12 protein-coding genes are annotated in these 15,971 nt (G+C 74.1%); 9 read left to right on the top strand and 3 right to left on the bottom strand.

What is annotated here, in order from left to right:
- The 4 genes from BG452_RS15220 to BG452_RS47050 all read left to right on the top strand — a co-directional run.
- Positions 1 to 721 (top strand): acyl carrier protein (locus BG452_RS15220; protein WP_223242243.1); only part of this gene is annotated, 721 nt, incomplete at its 5' end.
- A 25-nt stretch (positions 722 to 746) separates the two neighbouring features.
- Positions 747 to 2,297 carry an aspartate aminotransferase family protein gene (locus BG452_RS15215; protein WP_188304827.1) on the top strand — a complete coding sequence of 517 codons (1,551 nt, stop codon included), beginning with the start codon at positions 747 to 749 and terminating at the stop codon, positions 2,295 to 2,297.
- A gap of 174 nt (positions 2,298 to 2,471) precedes the next feature.
- Positions 2,472 to 2,897: a CU044_2847 family protein gene (locus BG452_RS15210; RefSeq protein ID WP_317621052.1), complete on the top strand. Its 426-nt coding sequence runs from the start codon at positions 2,472 to 2,474 to the stop codon at positions 2,895 to 2,897.
- Positions 2,894 to 7,231 (top strand): trypsin-like peptidase domain-containing protein, encoded by a 4,338-nt coding sequence (locus BG452_RS47050; protein ID WP_188304826.1) that lies wholly within the window; start codon positions 2,894 to 2,896, stop codon positions 7,229 to 7,231. Before BG452_RS15210 ends, BG452_RS47050 begins: the two co-directional genes overlap by 4 nt.
- A gap of 12 nt (positions 7,232 to 7,243) precedes the next feature.
- On the opposite strand, the gene BG452_RS15200 is transcribed toward BG452_RS47050, so the two are convergent.
- The 3 genes from BG452_RS15200 to BG452_RS15190 form a co-directional block, all read right to left on the bottom strand.
- A complete protein-coding gene (locus BG452_RS15200) occupies positions 7,244 to 7,420 on the bottom strand; it encodes a hypothetical protein (protein ID WP_188304825.1) in 177 nt (58 codons plus the stop codon).
- A gap of 62 nt (positions 7,421 to 7,482) precedes the next feature.
- Positions 7,483 to 7,656, bottom strand: coding sequence for a CsbD family protein (locus BG452_RS15195; RefSeq protein ID WP_188304824.1), 174 nt, complete (start codon positions 7,654 to 7,656; stop codon positions 7,483 to 7,485).
- Positions 7,657 to 7,927: 271 nt separating this feature from the next.
- Entirely contained in the window at positions 7,928 to 8,365 is a 438-nt protein-coding gene (locus tag BG452_RS15190; protein ID WP_188304823.1) for a hypothetical protein, read from the bottom strand.
- 115 nt (positions 8,366 to 8,480) lie between these two features.
- On the opposite strand from BG452_RS15190, the gene BG452_RS15185 reads away from it, so the two are divergent.
- The 5 genes from BG452_RS15185 to BG452_RS15165 form a co-directional block, all read left to right on the top strand.
- Positions 8,481 to 8,903, top strand: a complete 423-nt coding sequence (locus tag BG452_RS15185) for a MerR family transcriptional regulator (protein ID WP_188304822.1) — start codon at positions 8,481 to 8,483, stop codon at positions 8,901 to 8,903.
- 271 nt (positions 8,904 to 9,174) lie between these two features.
- Positions 9,175 to 9,618: an STAS domain-containing protein gene (locus BG452_RS15180; protein WP_188304821.1), complete on the top strand. Its 444-nt coding sequence runs from the start codon at positions 9,175 to 9,177 to the stop codon at positions 9,616 to 9,618.
- Positions 9,618 to 10,082: an ATP-binding protein gene (locus BG452_RS15175; protein WP_188304820.1), complete on the top strand. Its 465-nt coding sequence runs from the start codon at positions 9,618 to 9,620 to the stop codon at positions 10,080 to 10,082. The genes BG452_RS15180 and BG452_RS15175 overlap by 1 nt, the downstream gene beginning before the upstream one ends.
- Before the next feature lie 219 nt (positions 10,083 to 10,301).
- The gene (locus BG452_RS15170; protein WP_188304819.1) at positions 10,302 to 14,138 is read left to right on the top strand and encodes a HAMP domain-containing protein; all 3,837 of its coding nucleotides are present in this window, start codon (positions 10,302 to 10,304) and stop codon (positions 14,136 to 14,138) included.
- The coding region (locus BG452_RS15165) for a PAS domain-containing protein (RefSeq protein WP_188304818.1) at positions 14,135 to 15,971 on the top strand (1,837 nt) is incomplete at its 3' end. The genes BG452_RS15170 and BG452_RS15165, both read left to right, overlap by 4 nt.

Genomic DNA, 15,971 nt, shown 5'->3' with positions numbered 1-15,971 from the left:
CGGCATGGCGGCCGGCCTGGGCCGCGCCGACCGCGCCCGACTGGCCCGCACCGGCGTACGGCCGCTCCGGCCCGCCGAGGCGCTGCGGCTGTTCGACGCGGGCCTCGCCGACGGCCGTCCGGTGCTGGTACCCCTGGCCCTGGACACCGCAGCGATCCAGCACCCCGCCCCCGCGCTGCTCCGGGACCTCGCCGCGCCGCACACCACGGACCCGGCGCCCGGCAGCGCCGAGCCGCAGCCCGTACGGCTGGTCGCCACCGACCCGGGCGCCCTGCTCGAACTGGTCCGCGCCGCGGCCTCCGAGGTGCTCGGGGCGGACGAGCGGATCCCGGCCGGGGAACCCTTCGAGTACGCCGGCTTCGACTCCCTGATGGCCCTCGAACTGCGCGACCGGCTCGCTCAGCTGACCGGCGCCAAACTCCCCGCGACGCTGGTCTACGACCACCCGAACCCGGCCGCCGTCGCCGAACAGCTGCGCCACCTGCTGGGCTCCGTCCAGGAACAGCGGGCCGCCACCGCCGCCCTCGACACCCTGGAGCGCACCCTCACCGCCGTGGACGGGGCCGCCCGCGAGGACCTCACCGCCCGGCTGCGCACCCTGCTGCAGCGGCTCGAACCGGCAGCTGCTCCGGAGGCCACGGCGACCGCCACCGTCGCGGCCGACGAGCTGGCCGACGCCGACGACGACGAACTGCTCCGCTTCATCGACACCCGGCTCTGACCGGCACCCCCAGAGAGGCACCGCGATGACCACCACCGGTCTGGCCGAACCGTTCCTCCGCGCCCAGCTGGAAACCCTGGGCCTGGCCGTCGAGTACGTCCGCGCCGAGGGCGACACCCTCTACCGGCGCGGCGAGGACGGCCGCGAGATCCCCGTGCTCGATCTCGTCGGCGGCTTCGGCGCCACGATCCTCGGCCACCACCACCCCGAAGTCACGTCCCTCGCCCAGGAGTTGCTCGCCGCCCAGGTGCCGGTGCACGCGCAGTTCTCGCTGCACCCGTACGCCGAGACCGTCGCCCGGCGGCTCAACGACATCCTCCGCCGGGAGACCGGCGACCCGGGCCCCTACCTGGCCGTCTTCGCCAACAGCGGGGCCGAGGCGGTGGAGGCCGCGGTCAAACACGCCGAACTCGACCGCGGCCTGAAGGCGGCCGCGCTGCTCGAACGGATCGGCGAGTCCATCGAGCGGGCCCGGCGAGCCGCCCGCGACGGCGCGCCCCTCAGCCCGGCCGCCCAACGGCTCGCCGACGGCGGGGACTTCGAGGCACTGGCCGCCGCCGTCACCGCCGTCAACCGGGCCCGCGCCGAGGAGCCGCCGGTCCTGCTCGCCCTGTCCGGCAGCTTCCACGGCAAGCTGATCGGCAGCGTCCAGCTCACCCACAACCCGGCCGTCCGGGAGCCGTTCCGGGCCCTGGCCGCGCCGTGCCGGTTCGTCCCCGCCGAGGACCCGGAGACGCTGGCGGCGGCGATCGCCGAGGAACGCCGGACGGTGCTCGGCCTCGCGCTCTGCGGCGGTGCCGTGGACCTCGTGGAGCACCAACTGCCCCGGCTGTGCGCCCTGTTGCTGGAACCCGTCCAGGGCGAGGGCGGAGTCCGGCCGCTCACCGCCGGGTATGCGCGCGAGGTGCAGCGGATCTGCGCCGAGGCGGACTGCCCGATCGTGGTGGACGAGGTGCAGAGCGGCATGGGTCGCACCGGCACCTTCCTGGCGAGCTCGGCCATCGGGCTGCGCGGCGACTACTACGTGCTCGCCAAGAGCCTCGGCGGCGGTATCGCGAAGGCCGCGGTGACGCTGGTCCACCACGGGCGCCACCGGCCCGAGTTCGAGCTGCTGCACAGCTCCACCTTCGCCAAGGACGCCTTCTCCACCCTGATCGCCGCCCGCACCCTCGACCTGCTGGAGGCGGACGGCGGCGCCCTGTACCGGCGCGCCGCCGAGCGCGGCGAACGGATCCTGAAGCAACTCTCGGGCGTGCGCGACGACTTCAAGGACGTCGTGGTGGACGTGCGCGGTCGCGGACTGATGCTCGGCCTGGAACTGCGCGACCAGAGCGACTCCCCGTCACCGGTGCTGCGCGAACTCTCCCGAGCCGGCGTCCTCGGCTACGCCGCCGCCGGGCACCTCCTCAACGCCCACGCGCTACGGGTCTTCCCGACCGCCAGCGCGGTGACCACCCTGCGGATCGAGCCCTCCGTCGGGATCACCGACGCCCGGATCGACCAGGCCGAGGCCGCCCTGCGCGCACTCTGCGAGGTGCTGCGCGCCCAGGACGGCGAGCGCCTCCTCGGCCGCTGACTCCCTCAACCCCCTCCAGGTTTCGGTGTTTCCGTACGCGCCGGTGGGCACACTGTTGTACGTTCGGCGCGTACGGTAGCCGGCGGGGCGGTGCGGGGAGCCTCCGAGGGACCTTCAGGAGAAGCTCTGGCACGGCACCGCCGGGAGCCCTGAGGGGGAGGCACCGTGTACCACGTGGAGTTGCCCGTCGATGTCGACGGCGGAGCGCAGAACGTCGTCAGAGTCGAGGTCTCGCCGGTCGGCGAGGACGGCCTGGTCCGGGTGGCGCGGCCGGGGCAGGTGATGGCCCGGGCCACCCGCTCCCTCGGGGAGATGGTGACCGGGATCCGGCCGGTCGCGCAGAGCTTCGTCGACGGTTTCCGCGGCATGGCCCACGCGCCCGACGAACTCAACCTGGAGTTCGGGCTGTCGTTGTCCGCCGAGGCCGATGTGATCATCTCCAGTACGGCGGCCCAGGCCAACTTCAAGGTCTCGCTCACCTGGCACCGCCCGCCGGAGGAGCCGACGGTACCCATCGCACCGACGGAACCGACCGCACCGACGGTACCGACCGCACCGACGGAACCGGCAGAGGTGGAGCAGGCGGAGCCGACGGCGTGACGCCGCCGGCTCCGCAGCCGCCCCAGGGCATCGGCCCGAAGGCCCTGAACTCGGCCGTGCTGCGGGTGCGCGACCCGCGCGGTGACCCGGTGGGACTGGGCTTCCTGGTCTCCCCAGAGCTGGCGCTGACCTGTGCGCACGTGGTGTCCGCCGCCCTCGGGCTGCGGCCGGACGAGGAGCCCGCGGCCTCCGCCCGGCTGGAGGTCGACCTGCCCCTGCAGCCCGCCCCCGCCGGAGAGGGCAGGGGTGTGACCGCGAGCGTCGAGCACTGGATGCCGCCCCAGGAGTCCGGCGGCGGCGACGTCGCCGTCCTCCGGCTGGACGCCCCGCTGCCCGGCGGCCGACCGGTCCGGCTGATCGAGGCGGACGAGGTGTGGGAGCACCCGGTGCGGGCCTTCGGCTTTCCGGCCGGCCGCCCCGGCGGGGTGTGGCACTCGGGCGTCCTGCGGGCGGAGCAGGCGCACGGGTGGGTGCAGGCCGACCTCGCCGGGCAGGGCTACCCGGTCTCCCGGGGCTTCAGCGGCGGCCCGGCCTGGGACGAGCACCTCGTCGGCGTGGTCGGCATGATGGCGGTCGCCGAGTCGGGCCGGCCCCCGGTCAGCTACCTGATCCCGACGGCCGGCCTGCTCCGGGCCTGGCCGCAGCTGCGGGAGCTGGCCCTGCCGCCCTCCCCGTTCCGGGGCCTGGCGGCGTACCAGGAGGCCGACGCCGCGCTGTTCCACGGCCGGCGGGCCGAGAGCGCGGAGCTGGCCTCGGCGCTGCTCGCCGAACAGTGGGTGAGCATCGTCGGCGCCTCCGGCTCCGGGAAGTCGTCGGTGGCCCTGGCCGGGGTCGTCCCGCTGCTGCGGGCCACGGGGGCCGAGGCGGTGGTCGTCCGGCCGGCCTCGGGCAGCAGCCCGCTCACGGCACTCGCCGCCGGGCTGCTGCCACTGCTGGAGCCCGGACTTCCGCAGGCCTCGGCGACCTCGGCGACCTCGGCGACCTCGGAGATCGAACGCCTGGACCGGATCGCCGAGTTGGCGGAGCGGCTGGCCGACGGCGGTCTGGCCGATGTGGTGGCCCGGGTGCTGGAACTGGGCGACTGCCACCGACTGCTCGTCGTGGTGGACCAGTTCGAGGAACTGCTGGCCCTCGACCCGGCCGCCGTCGACGCCCTGGCCGACGTCCTCTTCGACGACACGCTGCCGCGCACCGTCCGGGTGCTGACCACGCTGCGGGCCGACTTCCTGGAACTCGCACTGGCCCACCCCCGACTCGGCCCCCGCCTCAGTCGACGGGTCCACGCACTCGGACCGCTGGGCCCCGAGCGGCTGCGCGAGGTGGTGACCGCGCCGATCGACGCGACCCCCGGCGTGCGCTACGAACCCGCCCTGGTGGACCGCATCCTGGAGGACACCGGCACCGAACCGGGCGCCCTGCCCCTGCTCGGCTTCACCCTCGACCTGCTGTGGCAGCGCCAGCACGGTGGCCTGCTCACCTACCAGGCGTACCGCGAACTGGGCGGCGTCACGGGCGCGTTGAGCGCCCACGCCGACCAGGCCTGGTCGGAGCAGGTCCAGGCCGCGGACGAACCGGCGGCCCGCCGGCTGTTCACCCGGCTGATCCGCGTCCCGGCGGGCTCCCCGGCCGCTACCCGTCGCACGGCGCTGCGCGGCGAACTCGGCGAGGACGAGTGGCGGATCGCCCAACAGCTCGCCACCACCCGGCTGTTGGTCACCGGCCGGAACGCCGAGGGCGACGAGACGGTGGAACTCGCGCACGAGGCACTGATCACCAGCTGGGACCGGCTGGCCCGGTGGGCGGCCGAGGACCGCGCCTTCCTGATCTGGCTGGAGTCCGTACGCCACGACCTGGCCGAGTGGGAGGACTCCGGGCGGACGGCGCCACCCCGGACCACCATGCCCGAGAGCACCCGGCGCTGGGTGGACGAGCGGGGCGCCGACCTGAGCGCCGCCGAACACGCCTACCTCGCGGCCGTCCGGGCCCACCGCCGCTCCCGGACCCGCCGCCGGCGGGCCGTGGTGTCCGTCGTCGCCGTCCTCACCGCACTCGCCCTGGTCTCCACCACGCTCCTGGTGGCGGCCCGCCAGGAGAGCCGCGACCGGGAGGCGCTGGCCACCTCCCGTGCCCTGGCGCAGGCCTCGGAGGACGTCACCGCCACCGACCCGGCCCGCGCGGTGATGCTGGCACTGGCGGCCTACCGGACCTCGCCCACCCAGGAGGCACGCAACCAGCTGCTGCGCCTGTACCTGGCGCACAGCGACGACGGGCGGGTGCTCTCCGGCCTGCTGGGCACGGTCAGCCACGTGGTGACGAGCCGCGACGGCAACGTGGTGCTGGCCACCTCCCAGGAGGGCCGGGCGACGCTCTTCGTGCACGCCGCCACCGGAGCCGTCCGCAGCGCCCAGGTGCCCTCGGTCGGACAGGTGCTGTACCCGCTGGTCTCCGCGGACGGACGGCGGGCCGGCTACCTCCAGGAGGACGGCAAGGCCGTGTGGTTCCCCGTCGACGCCGACGCCGACCAGCCGGTCGGCGGGCTTCACCGGCTGCCCGGGGCGCCGGGGGCGGACACCGGGACGGACAAGGGGCTGGGGCCGTCGATGTCGCTGGACGGCAGGCTGATCGTCGCCCGGGTGCTCGACCACCTGGTCTGGTGGGACCTCGACCGCGACGCCCTGGTCCGCACCACGCCCGCGCCCAAGGACGGTGGCGGCGACAACGGGCCGCTGTGGATCGGTGCGGACGACAGGACCCTGCTGCTGCGGCGCACCGGCATGGGGAAGAACGACAGCGGCCTGCTGGCCTACGACCCGGACTCCGGAGCCACCCGCCCCGTCGTCACGGGCGTGGACGACCTCGAAGTCTCCGGGGACCGCAGCGGAGCCGTGGTGTGCCGCCGGGGGGCCGACAACTCCACGGTGAGCCTGGTCCGGATCTCCGACGGGGCCCCGCAGGGCCATCCGTTCAGCGAGCAGGACGAGAAGTTCCAGGGGAACATGTGCTTCAGTCGGGCGGTCGACGCGACCGGGGCCCGGGTGGCTGTGGGGCACATGGACACCATCCGGGTGGTGGACCTGAACCAGGGGAAGGTGACCGCCACCGTCCCCGCGCCGAGCCTCACCTACGGGACGAACTCCCTGGTGGAGGCCGCCGGGCACCTCTACCAGATCAGCTGGGACGGAGCGGCGATCATCTACACCGAACTCCCGCCCGCCGCCGACGTCCTGTCGGTCGGCCAGCAGGGGCTCACCCGCGACGGCACCCGGACGGTCAGCATCCTCTCCGACGGGTCCGGCCTGCAGCTGCGCCCCGCGGCCGCCCGTGACAGTGACCGGCTGCTCGCCGAGGCGACCCGCCGTCAGCCGTACTGGAAGCCGGGGGATGCCGACCCGGTCAGGTTCAGCCCGGACGACGCGCTGCTCGCCGACCAGGAGGCGAAGAACGTGGTGTCCGTCCGCGAGGTCTCCACCCTCCGGGAGGTCGCCGCGATCACGGCCGCCGAACCCCCGCCGCTGCCCGTTCCCGAACCGTCCGTCGTGGCGCCCCCGCTGCCGCCGGGGGAGGCCTGGAAGTGGGGCTTCGCCCACTTCTTCGATCCCGAGGGGAAGATCCTGACCATCTCGGGGAGCGTGGTGCAGCGCTGGGAACCGCGCACCGGCCGGGAACTCGCGCGGTTCGATGTGAAGCCCCTGCTGCCGGACGGCAAGCCGGAGGTCGTGATCGCCCCCTACCCGGCGCCGAACAAGGTGGCCGTCATCGTGCTGGGCGATCCCGAGGTCCGTATCGTCGACATCACCACCGGCACCGTCACGGACACCGTGCGGACCAGTGAGGACGTCCTCTCGATCCAGTTCGACCCCAGCGGCCGCTACTTCGCGCTGATGCGCCGCGGGTCGATCGTCGAACTGTGGCGCCGCGACCCGCTCCGCCGGGAACTCGGCCCGCTGCAGAGCGTCGCCGAGGATCTGGTGACCCCGTTCGTCGCCTCCTTCCTCGACGGCGACGGGCACTTCCTGCTCGCCGCCAACAACGCCGTGCGGACCTACCAGGTCGGGGAGCGCGTCCCGCAGGACTCGTACGAGTTCGGCAAACCGCCGGGCCGGACGGACAGCTCGTACCAGTTCATGGACGTCTCCAGGGACGGCCGGACCGTCATCTACGCGCGCTCCTCGGGCGCCGGCGGGCCACTGACACTGGATCCGCAGGTGTGGCGGAGCGAACTCTGCCAGATCATCGGCTACCGGACCTTCACCGCTGATGAACGGGCCGGCCTGCCCGCAGGCCTCCCGGCACAGCCGCCGTGCGCGGCGCCCGAGCAGCCTGCGGGCGGGTAGGCCCCGTTCGCGTCAGGCCCGCTGCCCCGGCTCGTGGGTCGGTTCCGTCACCTCGAACTCCGGGCCGTCCTGCGGCCCCTTGTCCTCCTCGTGCTCCGGTGGCGGACCGCCCTCGCCGGTCATCCGGGCCTCCGGCGTCTCGACCGGCGCCGGCGGATCCGGTGGCACGGGCTCTCTCGTGGTGCTCATCGCCTTCACCTCCTGGTCGCCTTCCCCTCCTGGCGACGGGACGGGCCCGCCGGGTACGGGGGTCAGTCCTTGCCGGCGTCCTTGACCTTCTCCGCGGCCTGCTTGAGGTCGCTCTTGATCTGGGTTCCCCGGCCCTCGGCCTCGACCACCCGGTCGCCGGTGGCCTTGCCGGCAACCTCCTTGGCCTTGCCCTTGGCCTTCTCCGCCGCGTTGCGCAGCTTGTCCTCGGTACCCATGGGATGGGCTCCTCTCCTGGTTCCGACGGGTGGGGGCCGGCGGTGGTGGGCCCCTGAGCGGCGTCTGCCCCGGACGGGCGCTTCCACACGGACCCGGCAGGAATCAGCCCCCGGCACGTCCGGCTCGGCCGGCCCGGGTCAGGACGACCAGGCCCGGGGGAGCCGCCGGTCACCGCCGCGGTCCTCCTTCGACCAGCGCGCGACGAGGCCGGGATGTGCGGGAGGCAGGCCGGCGCGGTGGCCGCCTGGAAGGCGCCGATGGCGGGCCGGGTCATCGGTGCCGGGCCCCGGCCGCCACCGCTCGCCCGGTGCGGGGCCTGGCCCAGGGGGCCAGCTGGAGGAGCCCGAACGTCACCTCCAGGACCAGGAAGACCGACAGCAGCCGGGGTCCGTCATGCAGCAGCGCGTAGGTCTCCCACAGCGAGAACAGGACGCGCGCGGCCCCGTCCAGGAGGCCGTGCAGGGGCAGCGGCCGGAGGATCCGCAGCAGCGACCAGATCACCACGACGGAGCCCATCAGATTGGCGTAGAGGGTCTGCATCGGCGTCAGGGCGGGCATCGCGCCGAGGCCGGTGGCGGTCCCGGCGGCCGACAGCAGGTGGTGCAGCAGCGCGTACGTCCAGGGCGTGGCGAAGCCGGCCGTCACGATCAGGTCGTACCAGCCGCTGGAGCGGACGAGGCGCAGGTAGGCGGGGCAAGTCGGGGACACCGGGGCTCCTTCGGAGGTTTGCTGAGGTGCCGCCGACGCTAAACCGTGGAGTACGCTCCAAGGTCAAGTCGGACGAGCCGGGTGGCCGGCGGTCGACGCGATCGACGGGAGGGGCATGCGGATCGGAGAACTGGCCAGGCGCACCGGGGTGTCCAGGGACACGCTGCGCTTCTACGAGAAGGTCGGCCTGCTCGACGGCGAGCGGCTGGCCAACGGCTACCGCGACTTCCCTCCGGAGGCGGTCACCTGGCTCCACTACGTCCGCGTCGCCCAGGGCCTGGGTCTGACCCTGGCCGAGATCGCCCGGCACGGCGCGGAGCTGCGGGACGCGCCCGACAGTGCCGAGGCCCTCTCCGCGCTGTTCGAGGAGCGGATCCGCACCATCGACCGGCGGATGGCCGAACTGGCCGCGCTCCGGGCCGAGCTGGCCGCACGGGTCGGTACCGACTGCCCCCTGCGGGTGGGCGGCGCCTCCAGCCCGCCGGGCCCGGCCATGGAGCCGAGGAGCGGCCGGCCGGCGTCGACGTCCGCCCCCTGACGGCAGGCGCGCACGGACCCGGCGGGTGCCCGGGCGGTCCCGTCGCGGTCGCTGTTCGGCGTCGCCGTGGTGTCCGCCACCGCGTCCTCGCGCGGGTGTGTGTAGCCGTGATCCGGCCGGGCAGACGCGCGGCATGGACGGCGAGCAGGTGGTGCGCCAGACCGCGCCCGGGGCAGCCCCGCGGGCTCCGGTCGTCCGCGCGGCCCCCGGTGGTGCGCGGCATGATGGTCGGGACGGCGCCCCGCCGTCCCGACCGGTCAGGGAGTGCGCCATGCCGGGGCCAGCGGAGGATCCCAGCGGGACCGAGGGGGAACAGGACCGGCCCGGCCTCCACGTGGCGGTGGACCGCGAGGGGCCGGTTCTGATCGTCACCGTGGCGGGGGAACTGGACCACGACACGGCGGACGGACTGCGCTCCGCACTGGCCCGCCCGCTGGAGGCCGGCATCGAGCGGATCGTGGTCGACCTCGCGGAGCTGCGGTTCTGCGACTCGACCGGGCTCAACCTCCTGCTGCGCGCCCACATCGAAGGGGAGAAGACCGGGGTGCGACTGGAGCTCGCGGGCCTGCGCCCCATCGTGGCGCGGCTGTTCGCCATCACGGGGGCCGACAGCGTGCTGCGGATCCATCCCGACGTCGGCTCGGCGCTGAGGGCAGCGGGCCCGCCGGAGGGGCCCGGTGCCGCCCCTTCGACGGAACGGCGTGAGGGGGAGTGATGGACCGTCCCGGGAAGCGCCCGCTACGGGGCCGCGAGCAGACCAGGCGGATGTCGTTCGCCGGCAGCTCGGGCGCGGTGCAGCGCAGCCGCGACTTCGGCCGGGACGCCCTGCGGTCCTGGCGGTGGCTGCCCGCTGTCGACGACGAGCAGCGGGCCGTCACCGAGGACGTGCTGCTGATGATCTCGGAACTGGTCACCAACGCCTGTCTGCACGCCCCCGGAGGCCCTCGCGAACTGCGGCTGAGCTGGGACGGAGCCAGGCTGCGGGTGGAGGTCACGGACGCCAGCCCGGTGCGACCGAAGCTGCGCCCCCGCACCGATCCGGGGCAGCCTGGTGGTCACGGTCTGCGGGTGGTCGACCGGCTGGCCGGGGCGTGGGGGAGCGCGCCCGAGGCCGGCGGGAAGCAGGTCTGGCTGGAGGTGCCCTCCCCGCTCGACCACCATGTCCGTCACCCGTTCTGACGGTGGTGGGTCCAGCGGCGGACACACCCGGAGACCGGGCGCGTGCGCCGGCCGGCCCCGCCGGTGGTGTGCTGGGGGACCCCGCCGACGGACACCTTTCCCGCGTGTCAGCCTTCGGCGTCCGGTGGCACAGTGGGAGCAGGGCGGCACCCGCCGCCCTCGGGGCCGGGGAGCGCCGACGGCGCCCCGGGCACGTGGCCGACCCGGGCGGTGGGACGGATGGACGACCAGCCGGTACCCCGTGCGCAGCCCGTGGACCCGGCGGAGCAGGCGTTGCGGCAGCTGCTCGCGGGGCTGACCGCCGTCCGCGACGGGGACTTCCGCACCCGGCTGACCGAGGGCGTGCCCGGTGTGCACGGGGAGATCGCCACGGTCTTCAACGGCATGGCCGACCAGCTGGCGCGGGTGACCTCGGAGGTGACCAGGGTGGCCCGTGAGGTCGGCACGGAGGGGCGGCTCGGCGGTCAGGCCCGGGTCCCGGGTACGGCGGGGACGTGGTCGGATCTCACCGACTCGGTGAACGCGATGGCCGGCAACCTCACCTGGCAGGTGCGCAACATCGCGCAGGTGACCACGGCGGTGGCCCGGGGCGACCTCACCCAGAAGATCGAGGTGGACGCGCGCGGGGAGATCCTGGAGCTCAAGAACACCGTCAACACGATGGTGGACCAGCTCTCCGGGTTCGCCGACGAGGTGACCAGGGTGGCCCGCGAGGTCGGTACGGAGGGGCGGCTCGGCGGTCAGGCCCGGGTCCAGGGCGTCGCCGGGACGTGGCGGGACCTCACCGACTCGGTGAACTCCATGGCGGGCAACCTGACCGCCCAGGTGCGCGGCATCGCCCAGGTCGCCACGGCCGTCGCCGAGGGGGACCTGACCCAGAAGATCCGGGTGGACGCGCGCGGGGAGATTCTGGAGCTCAAGGAGACCATCAACACGATGGTGGACCAGCTGTCCGCGTTCGCCGACGAGGTGACCAGGGTGGCCCGTGAGGTCGGCACGGCCGGGAACCTGGGCGGGCAGGCGACCGTACGGGGCGTCTCCGGCACCTGGAAGGACCTCACCGACAACGTCAATGTGATGGCCTCCAACCTCACCGGCCAGGTCCGTTCGATGTCCGACGTGGCGACCGCGGTCGCCCGGGGCGACCTGTCCCGGAAGATCACGGTGGAGGCCAAGGGCGAGGTCGCGGCGCTCGCGGCCGCGATCAACACCATGGTGGACACCCTGTCGGTCTTCGCCGACGAGGTGACGCGGGTGGCCCGCGAGGTCGGCACCGAGGGCATCCTGGGCGGCCAGGCCCGGGTACCGAACGTCGCCGGGACGTGGAAGGACCTCACCGAGAACGTCAACTTCATGGCGCACAACCTGACCAGTCAGGTGCGCAACATCGCCCAGGTGACCACGGCCGTCGCCCGGGGCGACCTCACCCGCAAGATCGACGTGGACGCGCGCGGGGAGATCCTGGAACTGAAGACCACCGTCAACACCATGGTGGAGCAGCTGGGTTCCTTCGCCGCCGAGGTGACCAGGGTCGCCCGCGAGGTCGGTACCGAGGGGCGGCTGGGCGGTCAGGCCGAGGTCGAGGGCGTGTCCGGCACCTGGAAGCGGCTCACCGAGAACGTCAACGAGCTGGCCGGCAACCTCACCCGGCAGGTCCGGGCGATCGCCGAGGTCACCAGCGCCGTCGCGGCCGGCGACCTCACCCGCTCGATCACCGTGGACGCCTCCGGCGAGGTCGCCGACCTCAAGGACAACATCAACGCCATGGTCGGATCGCTGCGCGAGACGATCCAGGCCAACCAGCAGCAGGACTGGCTCAAGAGCAACCTGGCCCGCTTCTCCACCGCCGTCCAGGGCCGCCGGGACATCAAGGCCGTCGCCGAGATGATCACCGACGAGCTGACGCCCCTGGTCGGCGCCCAGTACGGGGCCTTCTTCCTCGCCGAGGAGTGCGACGGCGGCACCGAACTCGTCCTGATCAGCGCCTACGGCCGCCCGGCCGGGGCCCTGCCGGCACGGCGCCTGCGGCTGGGGGAGTCGCTGGTCGGTCAGGCCGCCCGCAGCCGGCGGATCATCGCCGTCGACGACCTGCCGCCGGGCTACGCCGTCATCGGCTCCGGCGCCGGGGCCACCGACGCCCGCTCGCTCGTCATCCTGCCCATCGCGCTGGAGGAATGGCTGCTCGGCGTCCTGGAGTTCGCCTCCGTGCACCCCTTCACCCAGGTCCACCTCGATCTCCTGGAACAGTTCACCGAATCCTGCGGAGTCAACATCGGTACCCTGCTCGCCAACGCCCGTACCGACGAACTGCTCGCCGAGTCCCAGCGGCTCACCGCCGAACTCCAGGCCAGATCGGCGGAGTTGCAGGCCGGACAGGAGGAACTGCGGCGCTCCAACGCGGAGTTGGAGGAGAAGGCCGATCTCCTCGCCCAGCGCAACCGCGACATCGAGGCCAAGAACCTGGAGATCGAACAGGGTCGGCAGGAACTGGAGGAACGCGCCCGGCAGTTGATCCTCAGCTCGACGTACAAGTCCGAGTTCCTGGCCAACATGAGCCACGAACTGCGCACCCCGCTGAACAGCCTGCTCATCCTCGCCCAGCTGCTCGCCCAGAACTCCGGCGGCAACCTCACCCCCCAACAGGTCGAGTACGCGGGCGTCATCCACTCCGCGGGCACCGACCTGCTCCAGCTCATCAACGACATCCTCGACCTCTCCAAGGTCGAGGCCGGCAAGATGGAACTGACTCCCGAGCCCTTCCCCGTACGGGAGTTGCTGGAGTACGTCGAGTCCACCTTCCGCCCGCTGGCCGACCAGAAGAGCCTCGGCTTCGAGATCAGCGTCGCCGACGCGGTGCCGAAGGACCTCCTGACCGACCAGGCCCGGCTGCGCCAGGTGTTGCGCAACCTGCTCTCCAACGCCGTCAAGTTCACCGACACCGGCCGGGTCGAGCTGCGGATCGAGCGCGTCGGAGGAGCCGGCCTGCCCGTCGAACTCGGCGATGCGGAGGCGGCGGTGGCCTTCCACGTCGGGGACACCGGCATCGGTATCGACGCCGCCCACCTCGACACCATCTTCACCGCCTTCCAGCAGGCCGACGGCACCACCAGCCGCCGCTTCGGCGGCACCGGCCTCGGCCTGTCCATCAGCCGGGAACTCGCCCGGCTGCTCGGCGGCACCCTCACCGTCCGTTCCACCCTGGGCGAGGGCAGCAGGTTCACCCTCTACCTCCCGCTCACCGGGCCGAAGCCCGCCCGTAAGCCGCCCGAGGACGAGCGGGTGGTCCTGGTGATCGAACCGGACCCGCCGGCCCTGCTCACCCTGCTCGTCCGCTCGGCCGTGGACGCGCTCGGCGCACCGGAACACCCGGTGCGGGTGAGTGAGGCCGGATCCGAGGCGGCGCTGCGGGCCGCCCTGGCGGAAGGCGTCCACCACTGCGTCGTCCTCGACCTGACGGGCTCCGGTGAACTCGCCCCCGCCCTGCTCGACGCCCTTCCGGGCGGCACGCCCGTCCTCGGCTACCGGGAGGACGGCGGCCAGGCCGACGCGGCCATCGGGAGCATCGAACTCGCGCAGGGACTGGACGACCTGCGCGACCGCGTGATCCGCCTGCTCGGTGGCCGCCACCCGGCCCGGCCCCGCGCCGCGGCGCCGCCGGCCCACCCTGCGGACGATCCGCTCGCCGGGCGCAGGGTCCTGATCGTCGACGACGACGTCCGCAACGTCTTCGCCCTGGCCGCCGCTCTGGAACAGTGCGGTCTCGCCGTCCTGCACGCCGGCGACGGACAGGCCGGACTCGACCTGCTCCGGGACCACCCCGACACCGATCTCGTCCTGATGGACGTGATGATGCCCGGCCTCGACGGCTACGCCGCGATCGCCGCCATCCGCGCCGACCCACGCTTCGCACACCTGCCGGTCATCGCCGTCACCGCCAAGGCCATGCCCGGCGACCAGGACAAGAGCCTTGCCGCCGGCGCCGACGACCACATCGCCAAGCCCGTCGACGCGCACCACCTGCTCGACCGGATCCGGCACTGGCTGAACGCGTCATGACCGCCGAGCACCGGCCCCCGGACCGTACGGCCATGGCCCTGGCCGAGACCGTCCGACGACTCCAGCACGCGGCCGAGCGGGGGCGTGCCGAGGCCCGCGGCCGTTCGGCCGTCGACCTCGCCACCGGGATCCTCGCCGAGCGGTTCGGCGTCCTGCCCGGCGAAGCCGCCGTCCGGCTCGTCCGGCTGGCCCGCGAGGCGGGCGTACCGGTCGCGTCCCTGGCCGCCGACATCGCCGGACTGCCCGGCGCAGGGCCTGACGCAAGGCACGGCGCAGGGCACGAGGCAGAGCCCGATGCCCGGCCCGCGGCCCCCGCGCGCTCCGTGGACGATCCGCTGCCCGTTCCGTCCGCGCTCGCCGTCGCCACCGACCTGCAACGCGCCGCCGAGACCGTGCTGGAACAGTCGGCGGAGTCGCTCGGTACCCACGCGGTCGCCGTCTGGCAGCGGCTGCCCGGCGGCGCGCTCGCCCTCGCTGCGCACGCCGGCCTGCCCGCCGCCGAGGTCGAGGCCTGGAGCCGGGTCCCCCCGGGAGTCCCCACCCCCGCGCAGCGCGTGGTCGCCGAGGGTGCCGACCTGTGGCCGGGGGACCGGGGGACCAAGGGCCCTTCGGTGAGCGCCCGATCGGCCCGGGCCGTCCTCCTGCTGCTCGACCACGGACGCCGACGGGGCGCGCTGGAGGTCCTGTGGCGGCCCCCCGGCCCCGCGCTCAACGTGTTCCAGCGCCGACAGCTCGGCGCGATCGCCGACCTGTGCGCCACCCTGCTCGCCCACGCCGGCCCCGTGCCGCCGCCCGACGAGCCGGCCGCCCTCCTGGAGGCGCTGGTCACCCCCGCGCTCCTGATGGAGCCCGTGCTCCGGAAGGGCCGGGTGGTGGACTTCACGCTGCTGCGTGCCAACGCCCGGTTCCGCGATCCGCTGGGACGCCCCCGGGACGCGCTGGAGGGCGCCTCGCTGCTGGAGGCCTACCCGGCCGCGGCCGCCACCGGCCTCTTCGAACGGCTGGTGCGCGCGCACGAGACCGGCGAGCCGGTCCGCGGTGAGAACGTGCGACTGGTCTTCCGCTACCGCGAACTCTCCGTCCCCGCCACCGTCCTGCTCGGGGCCGCCCCGCTCGGCGGGAAGCTGCTGGTCGAGTGGCAGGACGAGACGGCGCGGGCCGGGCCGACCGAGCAGGACGCCCTGCTGCACCAGGCCCAGCGGCTCGCCCGGGTGGCCGGGTTCGAGGAACGCGGCGACGACGGCCGGATCCGCTGGACGAAGGGGATGCGCGAACTGTACGGGCTGCCGCCGGACGCCGACCCCGTATCGCTGGGCCGGCTCGCGGAGCGCACCCACCCCGACGACGCCCCGGCGGTGCGGCGCCTGCTGGACGGGGTCCGCCGCCGTCACCGGACCGCCTCGGCGGTGTTCCGGCTGGCGCAGCCGGACGGCAGCCACCGGTACACCCGGGTGATCGTCGAGCCGGCCCTGGACGACGAGGGGCGGCTCACCGGGGTGCGCGGCGCCTTCCTCGACGTGTCCGCCCAGCACTGGGCGGAGGTCGCGCTCGGCGCCACCCGGGCGCGACTGGCCGACAGCGAGCAGGAGACGGCCGAGCGCGCCGAACTGGCTCTACGGCTCCAACAGGCCATCCTGCCCGCCGCCCCGCCCCCGCTCGGGGTGACCGGCCTGCGGGCGGCCGTGCGCTACCGCCCGGCCGCCAAACGCGACCGGGTCGGCGGCGACTGGTACGACGTCCTGCCGCTGCCCGACAAGTGCGTGCTGCTCGCCGTCGGCGACGTCGCCGGGCACGGCGTCGGCGCGGCCACCGGCATGGTCGCGCTGCGCCACG

Origin of the sequence: Streptomyces sp. CBMA123 (assembly GCF_014596465.1) — a bacterium.
Classification (GTDB): domain Bacteria; phylum Actinomycetota; class Actinomycetes; order Streptomycetales; family Streptomycetaceae; genus Kitasatospora.
The sequence above is the reverse complement of the archived record's forward strand: the minus strand, read 5'-3'. Positions and strand labels throughout refer to the sequence as shown.

What these genes read in the sequence shown, in the direction of transcription:
- BG452_RS15215 (WP_188304827.1), top strand. Translation starts at nt 747, where the DNA reads ATGACCACCACCGGTCTGGCCGAACCGTTCCTCCGCGCCCAGCTGGAA.
- BG452_RS15200 (WP_188304825.1), bottom strand. Translation starts at nt 7,420, where the DNA reads ATGAGCACCACGAGAGAGCCCGTGCCACCGGATCCGCCGGCGCCGGTC.
- BG452_RS15195 (WP_188304824.1), bottom strand. Translation starts at nt 7,656, where the DNA reads ATGGGTACCGAGGACAAGCTGCGCAACGCGGCGGAGAAGGCCAAGGGC.
- BG452_RS15185 (WP_188304822.1), top strand. Translation starts at nt 8,481, where the DNA reads ATGCGGATCGGAGAACTGGCCAGGCGCACCGGGGTGTCCAGGGACACG.
- BG452_RS15180 (WP_188304821.1), top strand. Translation starts at nt 9,175, where the DNA reads ATGCCGGGGCCAGCGGAGGATCCCAGCGGGACCGAGGGGGAACAGGAC.
- BG452_RS15175 (WP_188304820.1), top strand. Translation starts at nt 9,618, where the DNA reads ATGGACCGTCCCGGGAAGCGCCCGCTACGGGGCCGCGAGCAGACCAGG.
- BG452_RS15170 (WP_188304819.1), top strand. Translation starts at nt 10,302, where the DNA reads ATGGACGACCAGCCGGTACCCCGTGCGCAGCCCGTGGACCCGGCGGAG.